The organism is Bradyrhizobium sp. 62B, assembly GCF_030272265.2.
GTDB lineage: Bacteria > Pseudomonadota > Alphaproteobacteria > Rhizobiales > Xanthobacteraceae > Bradyrhizobium.
In genome coordinates this window covers 1,010,130-1,025,476 of record NZ_CP092841.2, presented here as the reverse complement: position 1 = coordinate 1,025,476, position 15,347 = coordinate 1,010,130, and the positions used below count along the sequence as shown (strand labels likewise).

Here is a 15,347-nt window from a genome sequence, read left to right as displayed (position 1 = left end):
CAAGTCCCGGTTTTCATGGCTCGATTGTGGCGGCCAGCTATAGCATGCGATGGGGCTTTTTTGGGCCATTTGGCCTTGCTCCCGGCCGCCTTTTCGAGGAGATTGCGGCCCTCGAAGCCTAGGGACCCCTTGAGCTCATGAACGCGCCTTCCTCGTCTTCCCGACAGATCGTCTGGCCCAGCGTCATCACCGTCATCAGCGCCGCCATCCTGATCGGTGCCGAAGTGTTCGGCGCGGCGTTCGCCGGCGGCTGGGCGCTCGCGATCCTGTTCGGCCTCGGCGATCAAGGCACGCATATCCTGCAGGCCGTGCTGTTCGCGCTCGGCGTGCTCGTGATGACCGCCTTCATCCGCGCGGCTCAGCGCGTCGAGCCCTTCACCAAGCGCGGCTGACGTCTCTCGCGCGCGACAGACGCGCGCGCTGCCACGGAAAACTTAACGCCCGTTCATCTTCCACGTCGCTCGCGCAACACCGCGCAAGCAGATGTTAGGCAATTCTGTTCGCAGCCTAAAAAAATTCTTGCGAAGCCGAGTCAAAACACTTATGTGCGGACTTGCCCAATTTCGCACGTGCCTGTGGTCGTGTGTCAGTCGGTAGGTATCCGGACAAGAGGCCGGACAGCCGCCAAGGGGTGAAGAAGCCGAGGGGCTCTTCGGAAGTGTGGACGTCGGAAGGCTCTTAGCCGGAAGACGAAAGCAAACCCGGAGCGTCCAGCATCTCTCTCAAGAGATGCCTTGTCGAAGGTGACTTCACTTTTTGCAACCGTGACTGGCAGCCGGAGGCGAACCGGCGCACCCCGCTCTCAACGGGGGACGCGACTTAAAGCAACGACGGATCGGGCTTTTTTGGTCTCTACCGGCAGTCCAACGCCGGCGCGGGCTACTGAAAAGGCTTGTCCTTCATTGCCAGGTGTGCGGGCGGGAACACTCCCAACCAATCCACGGCAGCACAGTCTGATTTGAGTCTTTGGCTCGTCGCGCCTCCATCGCGCGATCTGGCCGGGGCGCTTATCCGACGACATTTTTTGAACGGATCCCCGTCGCTGGGCCGTTTGGGAGAGTGCTATGACCGACCGTATCCAGGAATTCCTGCGCAACCGCCGCAAGGATGGCCTCGACACCGAGCCGTGCCTCGTCGTCGACCTCGAGGTCGTGCGCGACAATTACCAGACCTTCGCCAAGGCGCTGCCCGACAGCCGCGTGTTCTACGCCGTCAAGGCGAACCCGGCGCCGGAAGTGCTGGCGCTGCTGGCGTCCATGGGCTCCTGCTTCGACACCGCGACGGTCGCCGAGATCGAGATGGCGCTGGCCGCGGGTGCGACGCCCGACCGCATCTCCTTCGGCAACACGATCAAGAAGGAGCGCGACATCGCGCGCGCCTTCGCGCTCGGCATCCGGCTGTTCGCGGTCGATTGCGGCGCCGAGGTCGAGAAGGTCGCCCGTGCCGCTCCCGGCGCGAAGGTGTTCTGCCGCATCCTCTATGATTGCGCCGGCGCCGAATGGCCGCTGTCGCGCAAGTTCGGCTGCGACCCGGAGATGGCGGTCGAGGTGCTCGACCTCGCCAAGCGCCTCCGGCTGGAGCCGTGCGGCATCTCCTTCCATGTCGGCTCGCAGCAGCGCAAGGTGAAGGCGTGGGACCGTGCGCTGGCGATGGCCTCGCAGGTGTTCCGCGACTGCGCCGAGCGCGGCATCAACCTGTCCATGGTCAACATGGGCGGCGGCTTCCCGACCAAGTACCTGAAGGACGTGCCGCCGGTCGTGACCTACGGCCGCTCGATCTTCCGTGCGCTGCGCAAGCACTTCGGCAACCAGATTCCGGAGACCATCATCGAGCCGGGTCGCGGCATGGTGGGCAACGCCGGCATCATCGAATCCGAGGTCGTGCTCATCTCGAAGAAGAGCGACGAGGACGAGGTGCGCTGGGTGTACTTGGACATCGGCAAGTTCGGCGGTCTCGCCGAGACCATGGACGAGTCGATCCGCTACGCCATCCGCACCCGTCACGACGGCGCGGACATGACGCCGTGCGTGCTCGCAGGCCCCACCTGCGACAGCGCCGACGTGCTGTACGAGAAGAGCCCGTATCCGCTTCCCGTCACGCTCGAGATCGGCGACAAGGTGCTGATCGAAGGCACCGGGGCCTATACGTCGACCTACTCGTCGGTGGCGTTCAACGGCATCCCGCCGCTGAAGACGTATCACATCTGATCCGCCTCTCTTTTCAAGAGGCCTGACGAACCCGGGAGCCGGCTTGCCGGCTCCTTTCTGACATTTCGATCTGACGACGTCTTGCACAGGCGCGCCTTCGGGCACGTCCGTTCAAGCGGGGACTGACGCGCCATGACTGCTCCTCGGAAGCCACAAGCCGCCCCCACCTCGAAAGCCGCTCCGTTCGCGATCCGCAGCGAGCGTGCTGGAGACGTTGCGATGCGTGAAGCGCTGCTCGATGCCTGCTTTGGCGAGAACCGCCACGGCCGCACCTGCCAGCGCCTGCGCGACGGACGTGCACCTGCCGCAGGCCTTGCCCTGTCGGCGATGCGCGAAGGCAAGCTCGTGGGAACGGTGCGGCTGTGGCACGTCAGCGCCGGAGGCAGGCCCGCTCTGGTCCTCGGACCGCTGGCGGTGGACCCTGCCTGCCGCGAGCTCGGGATCGGCGCCGCGCTGATGCATCAAGCGCTGGCCGCCGCCCGGGCGCGCGGGCATGCCGCCGTGATCCTGCTCGGCGATGCCCCCTATTACGCCCGCTTCGGCTTCTCGGGCGAGAACACCGGTGCGCTGTCGCTGCCCGGCCCGTTCGAGCGCGAGCGCCTGCTGGCGATCGAGTTCGCGGAAGGCGCGCTCGACGGCGCCGAAGGGATGATCGTCCCGACCGGCGCGGCCCTCGCCAAACGGAGGGTAGTTCGCACCGTCCAGGCGCGCGCGGCCTAAAGCATCGCTTTCCTCGCGACGCCCCGAACCGCGCTGAGCGGCAACGCCCAAGCGCGCCTGCGCCACGCCCGTTCCTTTGGGGTTGCGCGGGCGCCAGAAACGCCCTTTAACCCCGCGAAACGCCCTTCAGTCGAGGTCCAAACCATGCCCCGTCGCCTGATTTCCACCGGCTCCCCATTCGAGAAGACCGCCGGCTACAGCCGTGCCGTGATCGACGGCGAGTTCGCCTTTGTCGCGGGAACCACCGGCTATGACTACAGCACGATGACGATGCCATCAGACGTCACGAGCCAGTCACGTAACTGCTTCAAGACCATCGAAGGCGCCCTGAAGGAGGGCGGATTCGAGATGGCCGATATCGTCCGTGCGACCTATTACGTCACCGACGCCAGCTACATCGACGCCCACTTCGCCGTCTGCGGCGAGGTTCTCGGGGACATCAGGCCGGCTGCGACCTTGCTGGTCGTCAGCGCTCTCGCCAAGCCCGAGATGAAGGTCGAGATCGAAGTCACCGCCAAGCGCCGCAGCGTCTAAAAAAGCGCCGCAGCGTTTGAAAAGGCGCCGCAGCGCCTGATCCACCCACCCTTTGCCAGCCAGCACGTTCCGGAGAAACCGTTCCATGAGCCTTCCCTCGCAGATCTACGCGAAGATCACCGGTCCCATCGTCATGGTCGGCTTCGGCTCCATCGGCAAAGGCACGCTGCCGCTGATCGAGCGGCATCTCGATTACGACAAGTCGCGCGTCACCGTGATCGACCCCAAGGACGAGGGCCGCAAGGCGCATTGCGAGAAGCACAATGTCCGCTTCATCCAGAAGGCCGTGACCAGGGACAATTATCGCGAGTTGCTGACCCCGCTGCTCACCGAAGGCGGCGGCCAGGGCTTTTGCGTCAATCTCTCGGTCGACACCGGCTCCACCGACATCATGGAGCTCTGCAACGAGCTCGGCGCGCTCTACATCGATACCGTCAACGAGCCCTGGCTCGGCTTCTATTTCGATTCGTCGAAGGGTCCCGAAGCGCGCTCCAACTACGCGCTGCGCGAAGTGACGCTGGCCGCCAAGAAGGCACGGCCCAAAGGCTCGACCACGGCCGTCTCCTGCTGCGGCGCCAATCCCGGCATGGTCTCGTTTTTCGTCAAGCAGGCGCTACTCAACGTCGCTGCCGATCTGAAGCTCAATGCTCCCAAGCCGAAGACCAAGGCCGAATGGGCGGATTTGATGCGGCAGGCCGGCATCAAGGGCATCCACATCGCCGAGCGCGACACCCAGCGCTCGAAGAAGCCGAAAGAGCCCGATGTCTTCGTCAACACCTGGTCGGTGGAAGGTTTTCTCTCGGAAGGCGTGCAGCCGTCCGAGCTCGGCTGGGGCACCCATGAGAAATGGATGCCGGAGAATGCGCGGACCCACGAGGCCGGCTGCGGCGCTGCCATCTATCTGATGCAGCCCGGTGCCAACACCCGCGTGCGCACCTGGTGCCCGACCCGCGGCGCGCAATATGGCTTCCTCGTCACCCACAACGAGTCGATCTCGATCGCCGATTACTTCACGGTGCGTGACGCCTCGGGCACGGCAATCTATCGGCCGACCTGCCACTATGCCTATCATCCCGCCGACGATGCCGTGCTGTCGCTGCACGAGATGTTCGGCCGCGCCGCCAAGATGCAGGAGAAGCACCACATCCTCGACGAGAACGAGATCGTCGACGGCATCGACGAGCTCGGCGTGCTGCTGTTCGGCCACGACAAGAATGCCTATTGGTACGGCTCGCAGCTTTCCATCGAAGAGACCCGCGCGCTCGCGCCCTATCAGAACGCCACCGGCCTGCAGGTGACCTCCGCCGTGCTCGGCGGCATGGTGTGGGCGCTGGAAAACCCGAACGAGGGCATCGTCGAAGCCGACGAGATGGATTTCGATCGCCTGCTGGAAATCCAGCTGCCGTATCTCGGCCCGGTCAAGGGTTTCTACACCGACTGGACGCCGCTGACGGATCGCCCGGGCCTGTTCCCGGAGGATATCGACACGTCTGATCCGTGGCAGTTCAAGAACGTTTTGGTGCGGTGAGGTAGGCTCTCTCCTCCGTCATTCCGGGGCGACGCGCAGCGTCGAGCCCGGAATCCATCGGGCGGCAGAGTCAGTAGAGAAATGGATCCTCAGGTGCGCAATTGCGCACCGTAGCTCGGGCTTCGCGCGCCGCGGAATGACAGCAAGCCTACTTCTTCTCGATCGGCGGCGCGATTTTTTCGCCGCCACGGACCGCGCTTACGGGCTCGACATCGAAGGCCTGCGTCCCGCCAGCCTACTGGAGGAGAACCGGCAGATTGAGCGGGCCGCGGAAACCGAAGCCGTGCCAGCGGACGCTCGCGGGATCAGGCAGGGTCATACGGGGGAAGCGCTCGAACAACATCGGCAGAAGGATGGCGCCAACCGTCCGCCGCGAAAGGTGCGCGCCTGCGCAGTGATGCGGGCCGTTGCCGAAGGCTTGATGAGGATTGGGTTCGCGCAACGCGTCGTAGCGCTCGCCATCCTCGAAGACCTCCTCGTCCCGGTTGGCTGAGGCCTGTATCGTCATCACCGTGTCGCCCTTCGGGATGAAGCAGCCGCGAATCTCGGTGTCTTCCATGACGAGACGCGAACTCGCCTGGATCGGCGCCACCCATCGTACGCCTTCCTCGAAAGCGGATCGCCATTTGCCGCCTTCTCGGACGGCTTCGAGCTGATCCGGGTTAGTCAGCAAGCCGTAGATGATCGTCAGCAGAGCGTCACGCGGCTCGTTGATGCCACCCCCGATAGCGATCTTGACGTTGGCAATCATCTGACTCTCGGCAATCGGGTTTGCTGCGTTCACCATGAAGGACAGCGCGGAGGAATCCTGTTCGGTGCGAACGCGTTCGAAATTGCCACGGATACATCGATCCATCTCCGCATTGGCAAGGTCGGTTGCTTCGAAGGGTCCTGGCGTCCAGCCAAAATTGCCGGCGCCGTCGATCAGGGTCTGGGACCATCGTTGCATGTCCTCGTCGCTCGCGTCCGGAACGCCAATGGCATGGGCCAGAATCCGCGCTGCGATGGGGCCGGCGAGCGTGGGGAAGAGGTCGACGACCTCGCCGCGGGGCAACCGGTCGAGATACACGGCGGCCAGTTTCGCATAGAGGGGTGCCCAAACGGCCTCGATCGTCTTCGGCATCAGAGCCGGCATCATCGCCATCCGCTCGCTGCGGTGCTCGTCGTGGTCCTTGCGCATCAAGGTATGGGCCAGGAAGGCCCGCTTCATCGGCGTGTTCGGATCGTCGGAGCTGAACAGCGCCGCGTTGTCCTTCACATATTTGGTGTCGGCAGCCTTGGTGAGGAAGGTGCGGCCCACGGATTTCACTCGCAGCACGGGCGCCTCGCGTCGCAGCCGCCGGTAGATCGGATAAGGATCGCGCGTAAGCTCCGCGATCGAAATCGTCTCATCGAGGGGCGCCAGGCTTGCGGTCGGCATGGAGTGATCCTGTGGGGTGCAGGTCAGTTTCCGCTCCGGATCATACCGGCGCAAGTGAAGCAGAGCAACGGCTCACCACCACGCCGGCGCAGGGTTGCTATCGCAGCAGAAGAGCTTGCGGTTGCGCCCTACTTCTTCTCGATCGGCGGCGCGATCTTCTCGGCCGGTGCCGGCGGCAGTGCTGGTTTGGCCGCGCCCGCCGCGCCCTGCGTCTGCGGGTCGGGGCGTGCCGGTTCAGGGGCCGGCGTGGTCGGGCGATCGCCGCCGGGCTTGGCTTCCGCCGGTTTGTTCTGATCCTCGGACGGCGTGCCCTGAAGCGGTGGCGTCGCCTGCGCCAGCTGCGTCCGGCCCTCGGCGCGAATTTGCGCGATCGATACGCCTGAGACCACGACACCCGCTGCGAACAGCGAACAGGCGATCATCAAGTCGAGCTTCAGTCTGCGCTTGTCATTGCCGGTCATGTCGATCACCGCGTTTGTCCGCGGAATCAACGAAATGGCACGACCGGGGTTCCATCCCCGGCAAGACGGGAACTGCCCGTCTGCGCGCCAAAACGACGCGCTTATTCCGTCGTGCTGGCTTCCCAGGTGGCATGGCGCACACCGGGCAGATGCTGCAGGTCGGTCGCCAGCGCATTCAGCTCCTTCGGATCGACCGCGCTCGCGACCAGCTTTGCGACGATCTCCAGCATGTCCTCGCCGATCTCGACCACCTCGATCCCCGCCACCGGATATTTCGCGGCCTCGAGCTTCTCGACGAGGCGGTCGCGCATGTCAGGCAAGGCATCGGCCGCGACCGCGAGCTTGAAGTAGTAGGTCGCCTCCAAGGCCTTCTCGTTCAGCGGGATGCGATTGATGGCATTGACCAGCGGACGCAGCATCGTGTTGCCGGCGATGACGAATACGGTCAGCGCGGCTGCCTGCGCGATCATGTCGGCACCGGCGCAGGAGCCGACCGCGGCCGAGGCCCATAGCGTCGCCGCGGTGTTGAGCCCGCGCACGTCCATGCCTTGCTTCATGATGACGCCGGCACCGAGGAAGCCGATGCCCGAGACGACATAGGCAATCACCCGCACTGCGCCGTCGGCGTTGTCCAGCTGCATGGCGAGATCGACGAAGGCGGCCGCTCCCACGGCGACCAGCACGTTGGTGCGCAGGCCCGCGGTGCGCTGGCGGTATTGCCGCTCGGCGCCGATCAGCGTGCCCAGCACGAAGGCTGTGGTCAGGCTGATCAACGTGTCGGCGAAATCGCCCAGCTGGAAGGTCGTGAGAAACCGCATGGTCCCCTATACGGCTGGAACCATGACAGATTAAAGCTCCAGCAGGCCGCCATCCCCATTTTCGTCCGCGAACGCGAGCAGCGTGCCCTTGGCGTTCCAGGCGATTGCAGCCACCGGCGGCGTGCCGTTGCGGCGAACCAGGATCTCCGCACCGTCTTCCAGACGCACCATCAGCACGGTGCCGTCGCTATAGCCGCAGGCCAGAATGTCGTTCTTGGGATGGCAGGCCACCACCGCAACGCGCGCCTGCAGCGGCGCGAGCATCGCGGGCTCCTTGCCCATCGGGCCGTCCTTGCTGCCGAACGGCCAGATGATGACGGTGTCGGCGCCCGAGGTGGCGAGGCCCTTGCCGCCGGCGCTCCAGGACATCGAGCGGACTCGGCCGGGATAGCCGGTCATGCGCATGTGCCTGTTGTCGGCGAGCCGCCAGCCGTGCAGCGCGGGCTCGTGCATCGCCGTGACCAGGAACTTGTTGTCCGGGCTGAACGTGACGGCGTGATGCGAACCGGCCCAGGGCAGGAATTCGGCCGAGCCCTCCATGTTCGGAAACCACAGCGTCGCGCCGTTGTAATGCGCGATCGCGAGCCGCAGGCCTTTCGGCGCGAAGGCAAGACCGCCGACGGTCGAGGGCACCTCGAGCGATTTCTCCTCGTTCTTGCCGCTCTTGACGGTCGCAACCTTGCCGGCCGACCAGGCGAAGGCGCCGTCAGCATGGAGCGCCACCGCGTCGATCCAGCGCCGCTTCGGGTCGGTCGCGAGCAGCGTCACCTCGCCCTTGGCGTCGAGCGAGACGACCTTGCCGTCGTCGCCACCCATGATGATGCGCTTGCCGTCGCTCGCGGTCGAGAGAATGCCGCCGCCATGCACGGCGACCTTGCTGATCTCGCCATTGGCATCGACGAAGGCGACGTTCTCCTCGCCGCCGACGAAGGCGGCGCGATCCTTGAGGAAATGCACGGAGGTCACGCCCATGCCGAGCGTCACAGGCTTGACGCGATCGGTGACGGAGACGATCGAGGCGGAATCCGGGGCCGGCGTAAACTCTTTCATCACGAGACGATGCAGCTCTCGAAGCCTTCGCGAATGGCCTTTTCCGGCAGTTCGCGGCCGATGAAGACGAGGCGGCTCTCGCGCGGCTCGCCGTCCTTCCATTTCCGCTGGTGGTTACCCTCCAGCATCATGTGGACGCCCTGGAAGACGTAGCGGTCGTCGTCGTCGTGGAAGGCGAGGATGCCCTTTGAGCGCAGGATCTTGCCGCCCTCGACCTGCACCAGGTTCTGCAGCCAGGGCATGAACACGTTGGGATCGAGCGGCTTGTCGGTCTTGAGCGACAGCGATTGCATGTCCTCGTCGTGATAGTGCTTCAGGCCGTGGCCGTGATCATGGTGGTGATGATCGTGGCCGTGATGATGGTGATCATGGTCGTGATCGTCGGCCTCAAGGAAATCAGGCTCGATGTCGAGGATGCGGTCGAGATCGAACGCGCCGCGGTCGAGCACGTCGGCCAAGGCCACCGAGCAGCGCTCGGTGCGATGCAGCTTCGCATAGGGGTTGATGGCGCGGATCCGGGCCTCGACCTCAGCAAGCTCGCCCTTGCTCACGAGGTCGGTCTTGTTCAGAACGATGACGTCGGCAAAGGCGATCTGGTTCTTGGCCTCGGGCGCATCCTTCAGACGGTCCGACAGCCATTTGGCGTCGGCGACCGTGACGACGGCATCGAGCCGCGCGTTCTTCTGCACGTCCTCGTCGACGAAGAAGGTCTGGGCGACGGGTGCGGGATCGGCAAGGCCGGTGGTCTCGACGATGATGGCGTCGAACTTGCCCTTGCGCTTCATCAGGCCGTCCATGATGCGGACGAGGTCGCCGCGCACGGTGCAGCAGATGCAGCCGTTGTTCATCTCGAACACTTCCTCATCGGCGCCGATGATGAGGTCGTTGTCGATGCCGATTTCGCCGAATTCGTTGACGATGACGGCGTATTTCTTGCCGTGGTTTTCCGACAGGATGCGGTTCAAAAGCGTGGTCTTGCCGGCACCGAGATAGCCGGTCAGGACGGTCACGGGAATTTTGGAGGAGGTCGCTTCAGACATAAGAACTCCGACTTCGGGCTTTTCGCGCGACGCGAGGCGGGGTGGCCCCTGCCCTAGTGGTCAAGCGCGCTGGTCAGGGCCTTTATATTGTGCCTGACCATATCAATGTAAGTGGGTGCGGCCCCCTTTTCGCCGGTCAAACCGTCCGAAATCAGGGTCCCGCCGACTTTTGCCCCGGTCTCCGCGGCGATCCGCCGGATCAGGCGGTCGTCGCTGATATTTTCCAGGAAGACGGCGGGGATTTTCTGGGCCCTGATCTGGCCGATGATGGCCGCGATGTCCCGTGCGCTGGGCTCGGTTTCCGTGGAGACGCCCAGGGGGGCGACGAACTGGATACCGTATTCGGCAGAAAAATAGCCGAAGGCGTCATGGGTGGAGATCACCTTGCGGCGCTCGGTTGGGATTTTGGCCACGGCCTCGCGGACCTCGCGGTCGAGCGTTTCGAGCTTTTCCAGATAGGCCTTGGCCTGAGCGCGGAAGACATCAGCGTCGTCCGGGGCGGCGGCGGCCAACGCGTTGGCGATGTCGGTCACGTAGACCCTGGCGTTGGGGACGGACTGCCAGGCGTGAGGATCGGCGGCCGAGCCGAGCTTCAGCGGCACGATGCCGGAGCTGGCGGTGACGACCTGCGCCTTGCTGCCGGAAGACTGCACGAGACGCGGCAGCCAGCCCTCCAGCCCAAGTCCGTTGACGATGACGAGCCTCGCCTCCGCGACCCGCTTCGCATCGGCGGGCGCCGGCGTGTAGACATGGACGTCGCTGTCGGCGCCGACCAGCGTGGTCAGGTTGATACGGTTGCCGCCGACATTGCGGACGAAATCGGCAAGGATCGAGAAGCTCGCGACGACGTTCAGCCGCTCCGCCGCCTGAAGCGGCGAGGCGATCAGCAGGAGCATGCAAAGCAGGAAAGGCCGCATCGTCACGCTTCCAGATGCCGGCCGGGAAACAATTGCCGGACGATACCGCCGACGCGGCCGAACAGCACGGAGACGATGTAGAGCACCGTCGCGACGAGAATGACCGCAGGCCCCGACGGCACGCGGGTCTGGAACGACAGCACAAGCCCGGCATAGCCGGAGACCGCGGCGGCGATCACGGCGATGCAGATCATCGCGGTGAGATCGCGCGACCAGAACCGCGCGATACCCGCCGGCAGGATCATCAGGCCGACCGCCAGCAGTGTGCCGAGCGCCTGGAAACCGTTGACGAGGTTGATGACGACGAGCGCCAGGAAGGCCAGGTGCGCAGGCCCGCCGGCACGGCTGACCGTGCGCAGGAACAAGGGATCGACGCTCTCGATCACGAGGGGACGATAGATCACGGCAAGTACCAGCACCGTCACGGTGGCGTTGAAAGCGACCACCAGCAGCGTCTGGTCGTCCATCGCGAGGATGTTGCCGAACAGCACGTGCAAGAGGTCGATATTGGTGCCCTTGATCGAGACGATGGTCACGCCGAGCGCCAGCGAGGCCAGATAAAAGGTCGCGAGCGACGCGTCCTCCTTCAGCCCGGTCGAGCGCGCGACCACGCCGGCGAGGATCGCAACGGCAAAGCCTGCGACCAGGCCGCCGGCCGTCATCGCGAACAGATTGAGGCCTGAGAGCAGGAAGCCGATGGCGGCGCCTGGCAGGATCGCATGCGCCATGGCGTCGCCGACGAGGCTCATCCGCCGCAGCATCAGGAACACGCCGATCGGCGCGCCGGCCAGCGCCAGCGCGATCACGGCGGCGAGCGCCCGCCGCATGAACTCGAATTCGGTGAACGGGCCGATCAGCGCGTCATAGAGCATCTGATCTCAAGCCGCCCGCGAACGGGTATCGTCAGCGGCGCAGGCCGCCGCGCTGTCGTCAAAAGCTTCGCACATCCGCATCGCGACCAGCAGGTTCTCCGGCGTCAGCACCTCCGCCGTCGGCCCCCACGCCACCGGGCCACGCGCCAGCACCAGCGTCTCGCTGAAATGATTGCGCACCATTTCCATGTCGTGGAGCGCCGCGAGCACGGTGCGGCCCTCGCCGTGCCATTGCTTGACCAGCGCAAGCAGGTCGGCGGTGGTCTTGCTGTCGATGGCGTTGAATGGCTCGTCCAGCACGATCAGGCTCGCGTCCTGGAGCAGCACGCGCGCGAACAGCACGCGCTGCATCTGGCCGCCCGAGAGCGTGCCGATCGGACGGTTCTCGAAGCCATTGAGGCCGACGGAGGCGATCGCGCGCAGAACCTTTTCGCGCGCGGCCTTGCCGATGCCGCCGAACAGGCCGGTGGCGCGCCACAGGCCGGTCGCCACGAAGTCGAACACCGAGATCGGGAAGCTGCGGTCGATCTCCGCGCTCTGCGGCAGATAAGCGATGTCCCTGCTGTCGAGCGCGCCGAGATGGATGCTGCCGTCGAGCGGCTTGAGGATGCCGACGATGCCGCGCAGCAAGGTCGACTTGCCCGCGCCATTCGGACCGATCACGGCGACCAGCGCACCTCGCGCGACTTCGCCGTTGAGGTGGTGCACGGCCGGATGCCGGTCATAGCCGAGCGTCACGTTGTGAAAGTGCAGTGCCGCCATGGTCACCTCATCGCCAGGAAAACCACGCCCCAGAGCACGGCACAGACGGCAAGCGCCGCCGCGAGGCGCGCGGCCATGGTCATGCGCAGGATCGACCAGGGCGCCTGCTGGGCGGGATGCGGCGAGGCGGCATCGTGGACATGGGCGTGGGTGTGGTCGTGCCCATGTGAATGCCCGTGGGCGTGCGAATGACCATGGGAATGGCCATGAGCATGGTCGTGATGATGGGCGTGGGACGCGGCGGGAACCATGGCAAGACGTTATATTATAACATTACGCCTGTCCACGCCGCCTCAGGGCTTCCCGATCACCATCGCGATGGCGGCCGCCACGAACGGGAACGGCACCGAGACGGCACAGCGGAACCAGACGAACCGGGCCGGCATGAACGGGATCTCCCACAAGATCACCCGCTGGAAGGCGAACAGGGCCCAGGCGACGACATAGGCCACAACCTGCGGCACCCCGCCGCCCGACTTCAGCGCCACGGTGCCGATGGAGAAACCGACCACGGGGCCGCCGGGCGTCGCCGCGCCGGCGACTACGGCGGTCGCAACGCCGAGCCAGCCGCTGTCCGGCCCGAGCCAGCCTGTGATCACCTCCTGCGGGATGATGGCGGCGATGTAGCCGGAGCCGATCACCCCCAGCGCGATCCGCGGCACGATGTTGATGAAGTCCATCGTGCCTTCGCGCAACGAGGCCTTGAACACCGGCGGTCCCCTGCGGAAGGCGATCAGCCCGACGCCAAGCACCGAGCCCCACAGCAGGATGTCGATCAGAAGCGCGGCGCTCATGCCGCGTCCTCGTGGTCGGTCCGCTTCGGATAGAGCCGGACATAGACGAAGCGCCCGAGCGCGCCGGCCAGCACCGGCAGTGGCAGCGAGATGACGATCCGCCACAGCGTGAAATCGGTACCCATGATCGGGATTTCCCAGGCCACCGCGCGGCCATAGCCGATCAGGGTCCAGCTCACGACCATGGCGATGGTGGCGCCAAAATCGGCGCCGACCGCGAGCAGCGCGCTCGCTACGGGATAGGCGGTGAAGGGCCCACCCGGCAGGATCGCGCCGAAGGCGGTACCGATCAGAAGCCCCATCAAGCCGGATTTCGGCCCGAGCGAGCGCGAGACTTTTTCGTGCGGCAGGATTTCCGAGATGAAGGCGCCGAGCAGGCAGCCGGCGAGCACGCGCGGCAGGATGCCCGAGAACAGCGACAGGTCGTGGGTCAGGATGTCGAGAACGCCGTCGGTGCCGTCACGCCGCCAGACCAGCGCCGCGCTCACCGCGACCAGTGCCGCGATGATGATGGTCGACCAGCCGATCGGCTTGCGCACACGGCCCGGCCGCGGCTCGGACTCCGCGTCCTCGGCCGGCGCGGGGGTTTTCGGGAAAGGTTCTGACAACGGGCTCGGTGGCTCGAGGGTGATGCCCGTCCTGATTAAGCGCGCCACCGAAGCGATGCAAACGGTGTGATGACAGACCCGTGCGCGCACCGCGCAGGGCAATTCCGCACAGCAAAAAGGCGGCCGCGCGAGCGACCGCCTCTTTCTGTTATTCCGGGCTCGCGCTTCGCGCGCCCGGACTGACGCTTACGCCTTGTCGAACAGGGACTCGACGTATTCCCAGTTCACGAGGTTCTCGACGAACGCCTTGAGATAATCCGGGCGGCGGTTGCGGTAGTCGATGTAGTAGGAGTGCTCCCAGACGTCGCAGCCGAGGATGGGCGTGGCGCCGTGCACCAGCGGATTCTCGCCGTTCGGGGTCTTGGAGATTTCGAGCTTGCCGTTCTTGACCTGGAGCCAGCACCAGCCGGAGCCGAACTGGCCGACGCCGGCCGCCTGGAAGTCGGTCTTGAACTTCTCGAAGCCGCCGAGGTCCTCGTTGATCTTCTTCTCGAGCTTGCCGGGCAGCTTGGTGCCGCCGCCATTGGGCTTCATCCAGCTCCAGAAGTGGATGTGATTGTAGTGCTGGCCGGCATTGTTGAACACCGCGGGGTTCTTGCCGAACGAGCCCTTGACGATCTCCTCAAGGGACTTGCCTTCCCATTCGGTCCCCTTGAGCGCGTTGTTGCCGTTGGTGACGTAGGCCTGATGATGCTTGTCATGGTGGAATTCCAGCGTCTCCTTCGACATGAACTGGCCAAGGGCGTCATAGGCGTAAGGGAGTGGGGGCAGCGTAAAGGTCATGGTTCTTGTCCGCGACTGATGGGGAACTGGCTTAACGGGGAGTCTTATAGAAGGTTCCGCGGCCGTTAAATACCGCCAATTTGCGAAAACACGTGATGGGCCCATCCGGCCGAATTGCACCAAATCGACGCAAGCGCAGACGTTCTGCCGCAGGCGAGACGGACGGCGTAAAAATATCATTGCCTTTGAACCGCTTATGACAGAACGAATGCGCCACGAAGCGGAGCTCCGAAGAACCAGGCCATGAGCATCGAGATCGACATTTTGAACGGCGACGCCTCGTGGCCGATTGCGGAGCCGCTGCATCAGGCGGTCTGGGGACCAGACCTCGTCGCTGAGAAGCCCTGGGCCCACGTCAAATGGGCCAATGCCGATCTGCGCGTGCTGATCGAGACGCCCGAGGACGGCCTCGTCTGCCATGTCGGCATCTACTTCCGCACCGTCACGTGGAATGGGCAGAAGGTCCATATCGGCGGTATCGGCGGGGTCTGCACGCGCCAGGACCAGCGCGGCCGCGGCTATGCGACCGTGGCGATCGACGCGGCGGTTCACACCATCAGAGCCAACGAGGCCGCGCGCTTCGCACTGCTGTTCTGCGAACCCCACAATTTCTCGTTCTACGAGACCCGGAGCTGGCTGCCCTTCAAGGGCGAGGTCTATTGCGAACAGCCGGAGGGGCGGATCCGCTTCGACCATATGGCGCCCTACGTGTTCCACATCGTCCGCGCGCCGACGCTGGGCACCATCGACCTATGCGGCCTGCCCTGGTGAGCCCTGCGTGAGCGAGGGCTGGCCGGGGGCCTTGCGCCCTATAATATGTCGATCATCATTTG

At 64.9% G+C, this 15,347-nt stretch carries 18 protein-coding genes; 6 read left to right on the top strand and 12 right to left on the bottom strand.

The window, feature by feature from the left end:
• Positions 1 to 137: 137 nt before the first annotated feature.
• The 5 genes from ML401_RS04865 (at position 138) to ML401_RS04845 (ending at position 4,989) form a co-directional block, all read left to right on the top strand.
• Entirely contained in the window at positions 138 to 392 is a 255-nt protein-coding gene (locus tag ML401_RS04865; protein WP_106949259.1) for a hypothetical protein, read from the top strand.
• A gap of 672 nt (positions 393 to 1,064) precedes the next feature.
• On the top strand, positions 1,065 to 2,207 hold the full coding sequence (locus tag ML401_RS04860; RefSeq protein ID WP_194405919.1) for a type III PLP-dependent enzyme: 1,143 nt from the start codon (positions 1,065 to 1,067) through the stop codon (positions 2,205 to 2,207).
• Positions 2,208 to 2,339: 132 nt separating this feature from the next.
• Positions 2,340 to 2,927, top strand: a complete 588-nt coding sequence (locus tag ML401_RS04855; RefSeq protein WP_285810263.1) for a GNAT family N-acetyltransferase — start codon at positions 2,340 to 2,342, stop codon at positions 2,925 to 2,927.
• Between the two features lie 144 nt (positions 2,928 to 3,071).
• A complete protein-coding gene (locus ML401_RS04850; protein WP_194405917.1) occupies positions 3,072 to 3,461 on the top strand; it encodes a RidA family protein in 390 nt (129 codons plus the stop codon).
• 85 nt (positions 3,462 to 3,546) lie between these two features.
• On the top strand, positions 3,547 to 4,989 hold the full coding sequence (locus tag ML401_RS04845) for a homospermidine synthase (protein ID WP_285810260.1): 1,443 nt from the start codon (positions 3,547 to 3,549) through the stop codon (positions 4,987 to 4,989).
• 235 nt (positions 4,990 to 5,224) lie between these two features.
• Here ML401_RS04845 and ML401_RS04840 read toward each other — a convergent pair whose 3' ends face one another.
• The 12 genes from ML401_RS04840 to ML401_RS04785 all read right to left on the bottom strand — a co-directional run bounded on the left by ML401_RS04840 (position 5,225) and on the right by ML401_RS04785 (position 14,514).
• Positions 5,225 to 6,409 carry a cytochrome P450 gene (locus ML401_RS04840; RefSeq protein ID WP_211418630.1) on the bottom strand — a complete coding sequence of 395 codons (1,185 nt, stop codon included), beginning with the start codon at positions 6,407 to 6,409 and terminating at the stop codon, positions 5,225 to 5,227.
• 128 nt (positions 6,410 to 6,537) lie between these two features.
• Positions 6,538 to 6,870 carry a hypothetical protein gene (locus ML401_RS04835; protein ID WP_194408170.1) on the bottom strand — a complete coding sequence of 111 codons (333 nt, stop codon included), beginning with the start codon at positions 6,868 to 6,870 and terminating at the stop codon, positions 6,538 to 6,540.
• A 101-nt stretch (positions 6,871 to 6,971) separates the two neighbouring features.
• A complete protein-coding gene (locus tag ML401_RS04830) occupies positions 6,972 to 7,688 on the bottom strand; it encodes an MgtC/SapB family protein (RefSeq protein ID WP_211418631.1) in 717 nt (238 codons plus the stop codon).
• Positions 7,689 to 7,718: 30 nt separating this feature from the next.
• A complete protein-coding gene (locus ML401_RS04825) occupies positions 7,719 to 8,738 on the bottom strand; it encodes a WD40 repeat domain-containing protein (protein ID WP_212065996.1) in 1,020 nt (339 codons plus the stop codon).
• Positions 8,738 to 9,778, bottom strand: coding sequence for a GTP-binding protein (locus tag ML401_RS04820; protein WP_211418633.1), 1,041 nt, complete (start codon positions 9,776 to 9,778; stop codon positions 8,738 to 8,740). The genes ML401_RS04825 and ML401_RS04820 overlap by 1 nt, the downstream gene beginning before the upstream one ends.
• A gap of 53 nt (positions 9,779 to 9,831) precedes the next feature.
• Positions 9,832 to 10,695, bottom strand: a complete 864-nt coding sequence (locus tag ML401_RS04815) for a metal ABC transporter solute-binding protein, Zn/Mn family (RefSeq protein ID WP_211418853.1) — start codon at positions 10,693 to 10,695, stop codon at positions 9,832 to 9,834.
• A gap of 2 nt (positions 10,696 to 10,697) precedes the next feature.
• The gene (locus ML401_RS04810; protein ID WP_211418634.1) at positions 10,698 to 11,567 is read right to left on the bottom strand and encodes a metal ABC transporter permease; all 870 of its coding nucleotides are present in this window, start codon (positions 11,565 to 11,567) and stop codon (positions 10,698 to 10,700) included.
• 6 nt (positions 11,568 to 11,573) lie between these two features.
• Entirely contained in the window at positions 11,574 to 12,329 is a 756-nt protein-coding gene (locus ML401_RS04805; RefSeq protein ID WP_285810258.1) for a metal ABC transporter ATP-binding protein, read from the bottom strand.
• Between the two features lie 2 nt (positions 12,330 to 12,331).
• Positions 12,332 to 12,580 carry a hypothetical protein gene (locus ML401_RS04800; protein WP_212065941.1) on the bottom strand — a complete coding sequence of 83 codons (249 nt, stop codon included), beginning with the start codon at positions 12,578 to 12,580 and terminating at the stop codon, positions 12,332 to 12,334.
• Between the two features lie 42 nt (positions 12,581 to 12,622).
• The gene (locus ML401_RS04795; RefSeq protein ID WP_211418637.1) at positions 12,623 to 13,123 is read right to left on the bottom strand and encodes a hypothetical protein; all 501 of its coding nucleotides are present in this window, start codon (positions 13,121 to 13,123) and stop codon (positions 12,623 to 12,625) included.
• Positions 13,120 to 13,731 carry a permease gene (locus tag ML401_RS04790; protein WP_211418638.1) on the bottom strand — a complete coding sequence of 204 codons (612 nt, stop codon included), beginning with the start codon at positions 13,729 to 13,731 and terminating at the stop codon, positions 13,120 to 13,122. The genes ML401_RS04795 and ML401_RS04790 overlap by 4 nt, the downstream gene beginning before the upstream one ends.
• A 186-nt stretch (positions 13,732 to 13,917) precedes the next feature.
• Positions 13,918 to 14,514, bottom strand: a complete 597-nt coding sequence (locus ML401_RS04785) for a superoxide dismutase (protein WP_014491764.1) — start codon at positions 14,512 to 14,514, stop codon at positions 13,918 to 13,920.
• 243 nt (positions 14,515 to 14,757) lie between these two features.
• Between ML401_RS04785 and ML401_RS04780 the strand changes: the two genes are divergently transcribed.
• Positions 14,758 to 15,285: a GNAT family N-acetyltransferase gene (locus tag ML401_RS04780; protein ID WP_285810257.1), complete on the top strand. Its 528-nt coding sequence runs from the start codon at positions 14,758 to 14,760 to the stop codon at positions 15,283 to 15,285.
• Positions 15,286 to 15,347 lie beyond the last annotated feature (62 nt).

Bases quoted from the DNA above. Each gene is read 5' to 3' on its own strand.
- ML401_RS04830 (WP_211418631.1), bottom strand. From the start codon at position 7,688: ATGCGGTTTCTCACGACCTTCCAGCTGGGCGATTTCGCCGACACGTTG.
- ML401_RS04850 (WP_194405917.1), top strand. From the start codon at position 3,072: ATGCCCCGTCGCCTGATTTCCACCGGCTCCCCATTCGAGAAGACCGCC.
- ML401_RS04820 (WP_211418633.1), bottom strand. From the start codon at position 9,778: ATGTCTGAAGCGACCTCCTCCAAAATTCCCGTGACCGTCCTGACCGGC.
- ML401_RS04795 (WP_211418637.1), bottom strand. From the start codon at position 13,123: ATGAGCGCCGCGCTTCTGATCGACATCCTGCTGTGGGGCTCGGTGCTT.
- ML401_RS04780 (WP_285810257.1), top strand. From the start codon at position 14,758: ATGAGCATCGAGATCGACATTTTGAACGGCGACGCCTCGTGGCCGATT.
- ML401_RS04825 (WP_212065996.1), bottom strand. From the start codon at position 8,738: ATGAAAGAGTTTACGCCGGCCCCGGATTCCGCCTCGATCGTCTCCGTC.
- ML401_RS04800 (WP_212065941.1), bottom strand. From the start codon at position 12,580: ATGGTTCCCGCCGCGTCCCACGCCCATCATCACGACCATGCTCATGGC.
- ML401_RS04810 (WP_211418634.1), bottom strand. From the start codon at position 11,567: ATGCTCTATGACGCGCTGATCGGCCCGTTCACCGAATTCGAGTTCATG.
- ML401_RS04815 (WP_211418853.1), bottom strand. From the start codon at position 10,695: ATGCGGCCTTTCCTGCTTTGCATGCTCCTGCTGATCGCCTCGCCGCTT.
- ML401_RS04805 (WP_285810258.1), bottom strand. From the start codon at position 12,329: ATGGCGGCACTGCACTTTCACAACGTGACGCTCGGCTATGACCGGCAT.
- ML401_RS04860 (WP_194405919.1), top strand. From the start codon at position 1,065: ATGACCGACCGTATCCAGGAATTCCTGCGCAACCGCCGCAAGGATGGC.
- ML401_RS04835 (WP_194408170.1), bottom strand. From the start codon at position 6,870: ATGACCGGCAATGACAAGCGCAGACTGAAGCTCGACTTGATGATCGCC.
- ML401_RS04865 (WP_106949259.1), top strand. From the start codon at position 138: ATGAACGCGCCTTCCTCGTCTTCCCGACAGATCGTCTGGCCCAGCGTC.
- ML401_RS04840 (WP_211418630.1), bottom strand. From the start codon at position 6,409: ATGCCGACCGCAAGCCTGGCGCCCCTCGATGAGACGATTTCGATCGCG.
- ML401_RS04845 (WP_285810260.1), top strand. From the start codon at position 3,547: ATGAGCCTTCCCTCGCAGATCTACGCGAAGATCACCGGTCCCATCGTC.
- ML401_RS04785 (WP_014491764.1), bottom strand. From the start codon at position 14,514: ATGACCTTTACGCTGCCCCCACTCCCTTACGCCTATGACGCCCTTGGC.
- ML401_RS04855 (WP_285810263.1), top strand. From the start codon at position 2,340: ATGACTGCTCCTCGGAAGCCACAAGCCGCCCCCACCTCGAAAGCCGCT.